Source organism: Microcoleus sp. Pol12B3, from assembly GCF_036701355.1.
In the GTDB taxonomy this organism is placed as follows: Bacteria; Cyanobacteriota; Cyanobacteriia; order Cyanobacteriales; family Microcoleaceae; genus Microcoleus.
The window spans coordinates 52,250-63,617 of the sequence record NZ_JAUBQS010000039.1 but is presented as its reverse complement, the minus strand read 5'-3'; the positions used below and the strand labels follow the sequence as shown (position 1 = coordinate 63,617).

Annotated in this window: 4 protein-coding genes; 3 read left to right on the top strand and 1 reads right to left on the bottom strand. The window is 45.1% G+C overall.

All coding sequences use genetic code 11. From position 1 onward, the window contains the following. Positions 1 to 2,360, bottom strand: a 2,360-nt coding sequence (locus tag QUA53_RS19400) for a two-partner secretion domain-containing protein (RefSeq protein WP_445305242.1), incomplete at its 3' end; no start/stop codon positions are given. Between the two features lie 566 nt (positions 2,361 to 2,926). Between QUA53_RS19400 and QUA53_RS19395 the strand changes: the two genes are divergently transcribed. From QUA53_RS19395 to QUA53_RS19385, 3 genes are all read left to right on the top strand, one after another. Further along, positions 2,927 to 8,692: an AAA family ATPase gene (locus tag QUA53_RS19395; RefSeq protein WP_333096131.1), complete on the top strand. Its 5,766-nt coding sequence runs from the start codon at positions 2,927 to 2,929 to the stop codon at positions 8,690 to 8,692. Positions 8,693 to 9,153: 461 nt separating this feature from the next. Next, entirely contained in the window at positions 9,154 to 9,786 is a 633-nt protein-coding gene (locus QUA53_RS19390; RefSeq protein WP_333096132.1) for an alpha-ketoglutarate-dependent dioxygenase AlkB, read from the top strand. 616 nt (positions 9,787 to 10,402) lie between these two features. Then, entirely contained in the window at positions 10,403 to 11,296 is an 894-nt protein-coding gene (locus QUA53_RS19385) for an isoaspartyl peptidase/L-asparaginase family protein (RefSeq protein WP_333096133.1), read from the top strand. The last annotated feature ends 72 nt before the right edge of the window (positions 11,297 to 11,368 follow it).

Sequence of the window (11,368 nt, the reverse complement as noted above, 5' to 3'; positions counted from 1 at the left end):
GATGGCGTTGGTTCTGGTATTAAAGATGGCGCGGGTGATGGCGTTGGTTCTGGTATTAAAGATGGCGCGGGTGATGGCGTTGGTTCTGGTATTAAAGATGGCGCGGGTGATGGCGTTGGTTCTGGTATTAAAGATGGCGCGGGTGATGGCGTTGGTTCTGGTATTAAAGATGGCGCGGGTGATGGGGATGCTGTTGGTTGTGGGGTTGGAGATGGTGTTGGTTCCGGCGTTGGAGATGGGGTCGGTTCCGGTGTTGGTTCCGGCGTTGAAGATGGGGTCGGTTCCGGTGTTGGTTCCGGCGTTGGAGATGGGGTCGGTTCCGGCGTTGGAGATGGTGTTGGTTCCGGTGTAGGCGATGGTGTCGGTTCCGGCGTTGGAGATGGTGTTGGTTCCGGTGTAGGCGATGGTGTCGGTTCCGGCGTTAACGATGGTGCAGAAGTAACGATCGCAATATTGCCCTGAGTGTAACTGCTGGGCGGCACCGCCACCGCAAACAGTGGCGAAATTGTCTCGGAACCTGATGTAATGGCTCCCGCCGTCCCATTCGTTGTCGCATCGCCGACAATAAAAGGTGTAGTAGTGCCCCCTGCGTGTCGGATCGCGATCGCGCCGCCACTTGTGCCATTAGCGCTGGAAATGCTCGCATTTACATTGTTACTATCTGTAAAAGTGCCGCTGACTGTCAGAAGATTGCCAGCCGTGAGGTCAATACTGCCGCCAGTAGACTGAAGAGTGCCTGTAACGGCGATATCGCTGGCAGCTTTGAGAGTAATATTACCGCCAGAAGTTGCGATCGCATCCAGGCCAATGTCCCCTCCCGACTCCAAAATCACAGGCCCGCCTGCTGTCGAAATCGCTCCCACTCCGATGCTATTGCCCGAAGCAACACCCTGTGAAGCAAAAAATGTCTCCCCTGCGGTGACATTCGGCGGCAGATTCGCAGGATTCGCCAGAGTCGAAACGCCCGATCGCAAAATTAAAGCTGCACTACCTGAAAGCACTGCCCCATCTGGATCGGCGGAACCTGACAAAGTAGTATCTGGCCCAGTGATAGTAATATCTCCCGCCGCGATCGCGCCTTTTGCTTCTACCTTAAGTGAGGTTCCAGTATAATCCCCAAATCTCACATCTCCCTCGGAGCTAATAATCGGGTCGTACAAACTCAAAAAACTGCCACCGTTGCCAGACAATGTGAGAATACTTACATTACCTCCCGCAGCGAAGTGAGCATCACCCGAAACATTGCCATTGCTCAATAATGTGATATCCCCTGCGGATTGGAATGCAGGGTTAGGGTAATTGAGCGCGAAGATATCAATATTTTGATTACCTTGTATAGTAAGATTGCCACCCGCGATCGCCCTGAAAGGATAACTGCCATCCCTCACCCGCACCGTATCTCCTGCCAACAGATACAAGTTGTTCTCAGTAAATAGCTGGCTTTCTACCAAAGTGAGGTTACGTGCTGCCGAGAGTGTAGCATTCTGACTATTAACAGTAGAACTAGCGATCGCCACATCCCCGCTTTCCACCCTCAAACCCGCAGTCAAAACCACTTCTCCTGCACCGTTAACGGAAATACCAGTAGCAGAGTTCCTACCTGCGCCCGCAAGCAATTGCGGAATAGACAAAGGCAGAGATAATTGCCCATTCTCTGCCAACAATCCCCCGTCAACAGCTCCTATTTCTAAACTTAATAAATGCCCTTCTTGACTAATCCGAACAGCATTCTCACCGGGAACAGCAGCGACAATAATATTACCTTGGGGAGCATTGAGGGAACCAGTGTTGACAACTGTGCCGCCAATTAAACTTATACTTTGTTCCGGCAAAACACCTAAATTACCTGCATTGAGGATACTTCCCGGTTGGCTGAGATTAAAGTAAAAAGTGTTCGGAGTCCCTATCAGCGAACTGTAATCGTTCGCTCCAGCCCCATTAAACAAACCAGAATCAAAACCGATGTTAGTAGCAGTAGTAGCCGTAAAAGCCGCCGGAAGATTCAAGCTAGCATTAGAACCAAAGATAATGCCCGAAGGATTTATTAAAAACAGGTTGGAATTGCCGCCACTAACTTGAATTAAACCATTAATAATAGAAGGATTCCCGCCTACTACCCGACCCAGAATGTTCCGAATAGCGGGATTAGAGATAAAATTAGCAATCTGTCCTTCGGTAAGTCCAAACTCTTGAAAACTGTGGAAAAGATTCGCTCCATCTCTCGAAGTTTGACCGCCTGTAATATTCAAGCGCTCGCCGTTGTCAGGCGTGACAGTAGTGCCAGTGCCATCGGGTGCGGGAACAATGGGTTGTCCTTGTCCCACTGCTGTACTCAAAATAGTGGCTGCGATCGCTAGCATTGCAGCACCCTGTATAGAAAAGAAGGCTAGTTTCATTAGCTTTGAGCTGGCAGAGCACGTATCTGACAATTATAACTTTAAGGTATTACCTGCTCAGTGCGGTCAACTGCGGCGCAGACTTAGCGATTAAGAACGTCGTCACCATCAGGGCGGTTGCTATACCTGAAACCCACATTCTGCACGCTCAACTGTCACAATCGGTTTTTACTTATTTTTAGCCAGCAATAAAGCTATAATTTATAGCTTTATACCGTACATTGACTGATAAAAAACATTTTAAAGCCATAATTTATTATTTTAAAAATAGAGTTTTCTGCGTAATTTAGCTATGTGATACCCCAGGCTGCGTAATGTGGGCTGAAAATCACAGAAAAAGTGCGATCGACTGTTGAGGCACTCTACAAATTAGGCGATCGCGATCGGGGCAACTACAAAGTATTTGCAGGCTGTCACCAGAAAAACTAAACATTTGTTAACAAACCTTTTTTTTGCCTTTCTAACGCGCTATTCTCTACACAAAGCTGGTGCATTTTGACTGCGCGTTAATTTTTACCATAAAAATCAATATGCTCTCTATAGCAGGCGTTGCCGCCCAGACACTTCTCTATGAAAGTGCCAACTCTCTGGTTTACCGGGCCATTCGGGAAGCAGATAACCAACCAATCATCCTCAAACTACTCAAAGAAAGCTACCCCACACCTCAAGAATTAGTGCGCTATCGCACCGAATACCGCATCACCCAAGAGCTAAAAGAGCCAGGAGTCGTGCAGGTTTATGACTTGCAAAAATACCAAAACAGCCTCGTGATGTTTGTGGAGGACTTTGGCGGCGAATCCTTGAAAGTTTGGATGCAGCAACGAAAATTTACTCTGGAGGAATTTTTGCTCCTTGCGATCGCCACAACTGAAATTTTAGGGCAAATTCACCGCGCCAACATCATCCACAAAGATATTAACCCCTCGAATATTGTTTACAACCCGGAAACGGAACAATTAAAAATTATTGACTTTGGCATTTCCACTCAGCTAATCAGAGAAACACCGATACTGAAAAACCCCAACGTTATTGAAGGAACTCTCACTTACATTTCGCCGGAACAAACTGGCAGGATGAATCGCACTCTCGATTACCGTACTGACTTTTACTCGCTTGGCGCCACCTTCTACGAATTGCTGACAGGAAAACTGCCTTTTGATACAGAAGACGCTTTAGAGCTAGTTCACTGTCACATTGCTAGACAGCCAGTTCCTCCGCACGAAATCGAGCCAGTAATCCCCCTAATTGTCTCGCAAATTGTCAATAAATTGATGGCAAAGAATGCGGAAAACCGCTATCAAACGGCATTGGGAATCAAGCAGGATTTAGAAACTTGTCTTTTTCAATTACAAGCAACAGGTAATATTGAGACGTTTGCCTTGGGAACGCGGGATATTATAGACCGTTTCCTGATTCCCGAAAAGTTATACGGCCGGGAAACTGAAGTTTCTAATCTATTAGCAGCCTTTGAGCGAGTCAGTACAGGTAGCGCCGAAATGATGCTGGTGGCTGGCTTTTCTGGAATTGGTAAAACCGCCGTCGTGAACGAAGTTCACAAGCCGATCGCCCGACAGCGTGGCTATTTTATTAAAGGCAAATACAACCAATTTCAACGCAATATTCCTTTCAGTGCATTTGTGCAAGCATTTCGGGAATTGATGGGACAGTTATTATCAGAAAGTGACGCTCAGTTACACAGATGGAAAACCCTGATTCTCACCGCAGTAGGCGAGAGCGGGCAAGTCTTAATTGACGTAATTCCTGAATTAGAACACATCATTGGCGCTCAAAGTCCTGCACTAGAGTTGTCGGGGAGTGCCGCCCAAAATCGCTTCAATCTGCTGATGCAGAAATTTGTGCAAGTATTTACCCAAGCAGAACATCCCTTAGTGATGTTTCTGGACGATTTGCAGTGGGCAGATTCAGCATCTTTGAAGTTATTACAGCTATTGATGGAAGATACGGGGCATCTGTTAGTATTGGGTGCTTATCGGGATAATGAGGTATCACAGGCTCATCCGTTTATGTTGACTGTGGATGAGATTGTGAAGTCTGGGGCAGTGGTGAATACTATTACCTTGCAACCGTTGAGTTTAACAGATCTCAATCAGTTGGTAGCAGATACGCTGATTTGCGATTTATCTTTTGCTCAACCTTTGACAGAATTAGTTTATCAAAAAACCCAAGGTAATCCCTTTTTCTCGACTCAATTCCTCAAGGCGTTGCATGAAGATGGTCAAATTATTTTTGACTGGAATGTACGGCATTGGCAGTGCGATATTGCCCAAGCTAGACTTACCCATGCCTCGGATGTGGTGGAGTTTATGGCGGCGCAATTGCAGAAGTTGCCTGCCAAAACTCAGGATGTACTAAAATTGGCGGCTTGTATTGGGGCACAGTTCGATTTAGAAACATTGGCAGTAGTCAGCCAAGAATTACCAGAACAAACGGCATCAGCACTGTGGAAACCATTGCAAGAAGGACTCCTTTTAGTAATTTCAGAACGCTATAACTTTATTCAAGCAGATACTCAATCCCCGAATCTGTCTGTTACTAATCCCACTTATAATTTCCTGCACGATCGCGTCCAGCAAGCAGCTTATTCCCTAATACCCGACAACAAAAAACAAGCCACTCACCTCAAAATTGGACAGTTACTCCTACAAAAATATTCGGACATAGAAAGAGAGGAAAAACTATTTGATATTGTGGGGCATTTAAATCAAGGAATTGAGTTAATCAATGAATTAAGCGAACGAGAAGCCTTAGCAAAACTAAACTTAGAAGCGGGAGGTAAGGCAAGAAGTTCTACCGCCTACGCAGCCGCAATGGCCTATCTGCAAACAGGGATTGAGCTACTGAGGGCCAACTGCTGGCAAACTCAGTATGAGTTGACCCTGAATCTCTATATTGCGGCTGCCGAAGCCGCCTATTTGAATGCTGACCTTGAAGGCATGGAACAGATGGCAGCACAGGTATTGCAGAATGCTCAGACGATTTTAGACAAAGTTAAAATTTACGAAATTTCAATCGTCGCCCAGACAGCGCAGAGCAAGATGTTGGAGACGATCGCAGTAGCAAGAGATGCACTCTTGCAATTGGGGGTTGAACTCCCCACCGAACCTGACGAAGCCTTGATTGGCAAAGCGCTACAGAGCCTTGCCCACCAACTACGTGGCCGACAAATAGAAGAACTGGTTGACCTGCCTGTAATGACAAATCCACAGACTCAGGCAGCTATGCAACTGTTAGGAAGGTTGCTTACACCCATTTTCCAGGCAATGCCCGGTTTGCTGCCCCTACTGAGCTCTACGATGGTGAGTTTATCGCTCCAATTTGGGAATGCACCCGCATCGACGGTGGGGTATGCGATTCACGGCATGGTATTGTGTGGCTTTTTGGGAGATGTAGAAACGGGCTATGGCTTTGGTAAATTGGCACTCTCATTGCTAGATCGCTTCAAGGTGCCCGAATTCAAGTCCATAATTCTACTTATGTTTGGAACCTGTATTCAGCCTCGCCAAGAATCTATATTGGCAACGATACCGACGAGCAAAGATGGCTATACGGCTGGCATGGAAACTGGCGACTTTCTATACGCTGGCTATAACATAACTGGTTACTTTTATGCCCATTTCTTCGCTGGGGTAGAACTAGACACTTGGGAAACAGAAATAGTAAGTTACAGCGCTGCCTTGGCTCAGGTGAAGCAATATTCTGCCCAGGGTTTGTTGGATATGACGCAGCAGATGGTGTGGAACTTGAGGGAAGCCCGTATTCTTTCGGATTGCTTAATCGGCGAAGCCTACGATGAAGCGGTGATGATTCCTAAGCACCATCAGAACAATGACCTGACAGCGATCGCCATGGCTTACATCAAAAAACTGCTGCTTGCTTACTCCTGGGGTAATTACACGGCTGCCTTAAACCATATTTGCCAAGTCAAGCCGTATTTGATGGCATTATCGGGATTGATTCATGTTCCCATTTTTCATCTCTATGCAGCTCTGACGCACTTGGCACTCTTCTCCACACAGCTAGAAACCGAGCAAGCTGAAATTCTAGACTTAGTGGAAATCCATCAAACTACTCTGCAACAGTGGGCGCAAAATGCTCCCATGAATTATCTGCATAAATGGTATTTAGTTGAGGCAGAAAAACATCGCGTTTTGGGCAATAAAGCTGAGGCGATTGAAATGTACGATCGCGCCATTGCTGGAGCCAAAGAAAATCAATTTCTCAACGAAGAAGCCCTTGCTAACGAACTCGCCGCCAAATTCTACGGGGAATGGGGCAAAGAAAAAATTGCTCAAACATACATGATTGAGGCATATTATTGCTATGTTCAATGGGGAGCCACTGCTAAGGTAACTGATTTAGAAACGCGATATCCCCAGTTACTGGCGCCAATCCAACCGGGAAGAAAAACAACTAAAACTACAGCATCTGTGACCACCACTGGTTCGGGTTCTAACTTAGATATCACCACAGTAATGAAAGCTTCTCAGGCGATTTCCGGGGAAATTATGCTAGATAAGCTAATGTCTAGCTTGATGGAAATTTTGATGGAAAGTGCAGGCGCGCAAAGAGGATATCTAATTTTATTAAGCAGGGGAAAACTGTTCATTGAAGCTGTTAGCGAAGCGTCGCACGATAGTGCGATAGGCACAATAAATTCCCAACAAGTCACCGTGTTGCAGTCAATCTCAGTTGATAATAGTCAAAAGCTTTCCTCCGCAATTGTTAATTATGTTGCCCGCACTCAAGAAAGCGTGGTACTAGATGATGCTGTCCAAGAGGGACAATTTACCAACGACCCCTACATCCAAAAGCATCAGCCCAAATCAATTTTATGTGTGCCACTGATTAATCAATCTCAAGTCGTCAGTATTGTTTACCTAGAAAACAATCTGACAGCCGGAGCTTTTACACCAGAAAGAGTGGAACTATTAAAAGTGTTATCGGGACAAGCAGCTATCTCGATTCAAAATTCTAAACTCTATACAGAAGTACGCGAAAGTGAGAACAGACTGACTCAATTTTTAGAAGCAATTCCAGTGGGTGTGACAGTGCTGGATGCTTCTGGCAAACCTTACTATATTAATCGCGCTGCTATTCAATTATTGGGTAAAGGAGTTATTCCTGAAGTCACCAGCGAGCAAATACCAGAGGTTTATCAAGTCTATCAAGCGGGAACAGAGCAGGAATATCCCTCTGCACAATTGCCGACTACGCGGGCGTTGAGTGGCGAAAGTGCCACTGTAGATGATATGGAAATTCACCAAGGTGACAAGATTATTCCGATCGAGGCTTGGGCTACTCCCATCTATGATGAAAATGACAATATTTCTTATGCAATTGTAGCTTTTCAAGATATCACGGAGCGCAAAAAAGCCGAAACTGAGCGAATAAGATTTACCAATGAACTGTTCCAACTAAACAAAGCTTACGAGCGCTTCGTCCCCAATCAATTTCTTCACTTTCTAGAAAAATCAAGCATCATTGATGTGGAATTGGGTGACCAAGTGCAGTTAGAAATGTCGGTGTTGTTTTCCGACATTCGCGACTTCACTACGCTTTCGGAAACTATGACGCCGGAGGATAATTTCAAATTTATCAATTCTTATCTTTCTCGCATGGAACCTGTCATTAATGAAAATAACGGGTTTATTGATAAATATATTGGCGATGCGATTATGGCACTGTTTAGCGGGGAAGCTGATAATGCGGTGAAAGCGGGAATTGCTATGATCGATCGCCTCGTTGAATATAATCACCACCGCGCTAATTCTGGCTATGGCCCGATTCAGATTGGGATTGGAATTAATACTGGAACTTTGATGCTGGGAACGGTGGGAGGTCAAAATCGCATGGAGGGCACAGTAATTTCCGATGCGGTGAATTTAGCTTCTCGCGTGGAGGGATTGACAAAAAATTATGGGGTGTCGCTGTTAATCACCCAGTCAACTTACTCGCGTTTAGAAAATCTATCCCAGTACGCAATCCGCACCCTCGATACGGTAAAAGTCAAGGGAAAATCTGAAGCGGTGACGGTTTATGAGGTGTTTGATTGCGATCCGCCAGAAATTAAAGAGGGCAAGTTAGCTACGCTGCAATTGTTTGCCGAAGCTTTGGAAATGTACTCGGAAGGGAAGTTAGCTAAAGCGGCGGGGCTGTTTGCCGAGTGTTGGCATCAGAATCCGGGCGATGCCGTCGCTAAAATTTACTGGCAGCGCTGTCAGTCTACTTTAAGAAATCGCACAAAAATTAAAGACAGGTCACACGATTTAGATTAATCATAAAAGTCCAAAGCTCGATCCCTACCTTGTTGGAGGGGGACCTCATTTTCATTTGACGGGGTGACAACCCCGTCAACATCGGGTCGCTAGAATCTATGTTACATTCCTGCGATAGTTGAAGATATTCTCCTCGCAGGTATTCTAGTGCGTCATTAACTACCTCATCCTTTTTAGCTTCATCTCCTGGAATTTGGACATAAGCTTCATCAAGAACAGATTTAATTATTTGAAAGCAATTCATAGTAGATAGCTAATTGACACCAACCAAGTCTTAAATCACGATTCAGGATTGGGTTGGTTAACACATAAAAACTTATGTAGGTTACAAAAAGTAATTATCCTTGTCTTGTGAAAATGCTAAAATTAGCTTTACATAATTAATGGTAAAGCTGGGCAGTGCTTGTGTCAACAACTGTATATTTATAAATTTCAGGAAAAAGTAATCAGCGAGCAGATTTATGTATACTCAACTTTCATTGTGGGAAGAACCCAAAGCAGAAAGCCAGAAGCATGGTCAGCAATTATCTCTGCCTGATGCCGAAATAATCATGTACCGCGACTTCTTCAATAACAATGAGAGCAAGGAGATATTTGCGGAATTGTACGGCACTATTAATTGGAAGCAAGAGGTGGCTCTGCTTTTTGGCAAGCAAGTTGCTATACCGCGACTTAGCGCATGGTACGGAGATGCAGGTAAATCTTACACTTACTCCAAAATAAAAATGGAGCCTAATTTATGGACACCTACACTCATAACAATCAAATCTAAGATAGAAGCAATAGCAGGTACATTGTTTAACAGCGTGTTGCTTAATCTATATCGCGACGGCAAAGATAGTGTAGCTTGGCACAGTGATGATGAATCAGAACTTGGTGAAAACCCAGCGATCGCTTCTGTAAGTTTTGGGGCTACTCGTCGTTTTATGCTCAGGCACAAATACCAAAAAGAAACGAAGTTAGAAATTCAATTAACTCCTGGAAGCTTCTTGCTGATGCAAGGAGTAACCCAGCATTTTTGGCAACACCAAATCCCGAAAGCACCCAAAGTCACTGAACCAAGAATCAACCTTACTTTCAGGAAAGTAAGCTAAAGGAATTAATGGTAGTTTGTAATTTGCCTATGCGTTTATCGGCTGTTACTTGCGGTTTTAATAAAAAAAGATGGTTACTTTTGTTAATACTAAAAGTAGCGATTTTCGCACAGCAATAACAGTACCCCCGAATTAGCAATCGCACGGGAGTGCCGCTGCTACGGCTGAATTTGGGTCAAACGGCTAGTTTGTTGCCGCTGCGAGGGTTTTTGGCGGGTAAGCAGAAAGGCTCAGAGTGGTGTGAAGCGCGATCGCACTTATTTTCTCTCAAAGTTTCATTCTTCCGGTTTACCCCTTTTGCCTGTTAATGTGTAGTGCATCGCCTTAAATTTTACCCCATCTTTACTCCCTAAATCTTTCAATTTTTCTAACTAACTCGAAGCCAAATTGCCTCACACTATTGACATAACTTTGGTCACAGGTTTATTAATAATTCGTCAAGAGCTAGGTCGGAAGGAACACAAAGCTCGACAAAAATAATTATCTCTGAAGATAGAAGAAACCAAAATTCAACAGCGCTAATCTAAAAAAATATGAGGAATAAAAAACTACTTAAAAATTTATTATTAGATTAATAAATTTTTAAGTAGGTATTAAGATTAAAAAAAGGAAATTTATGGTGTTGAGTATTATTGTTCACGGTGGAGCAAAAACCATCTCAGAAGACAAGGTTGCAGCCAACAATGCAGGCTGTACCGCAGCCGCAGAAGCTGGTTGGGCCGTGCTCACAAGCGGGGGTACCGCAGCAGAAGCAGTTGAGGCAGCTATCCGGGTTCTGGAAGCTGACCAGACATTTAACGCAGGCTTTGGATCGGTTCTCAACAGTAAGGGAGAGGTAGAGCTAGACGCAGCGATGATGGAAGGCGGTTCATTAGCTTGGGGAGCCCTCGCAAATGTTCAAGGCGTGTGCCATCCCATCTCTGTGGCACGAAAGATTATGGATAAAAAACCCATGTTCTTAGTAGCGGATCATGCAGAAAATTTTGCTGCAGAAATTGGAGCCGAGATGTGTACAAAAGAAGACTTAATCGCCGATGAGCAACAGGAAGAGTGGGAGGAGGAAAAAGAAGTTATTGACCGCCCTAATACCGTTGGTTGTGTAGCTTTGGATAGTAGTGGCACCTTAGTTGCCGGTACCTCAACAGGCGGCACTATGAATAAGCCCGCCGGTCGCGTCGGCGACAGCGCCATTATCGGCTCAGGCTTGTTTGCTGACAGTCAACAGGGCGGTTGCTCGACCACAGGGGATGGCGAGTCGATTATACCAGTAGTTCTGGCTAAGACGGCGATCGACAGTCTAGCGTCCGGCAAGCACCCAGAGGAAGCAGCGCAGATGGCTATTGAGACTCTGGCATCTAAGGTTGCAGGAGAAGCTGGGTGCATCCTCATAGACCCTCAAGGGCGGGTTGGCTGGGCGCATAACTCAACGGACATGGCTTGTGCTTATAGAACTTCACAAATGGACAAGGTGGCTGTGTTCACTAAGAAAAAACAACTCGTCCATCGTTGAAATTATTGAGGTTACATTCTCCCTAGTTGGAGAGTGTGAAAATTCCGCAACTAATATCTTGTTTCCTAGGTA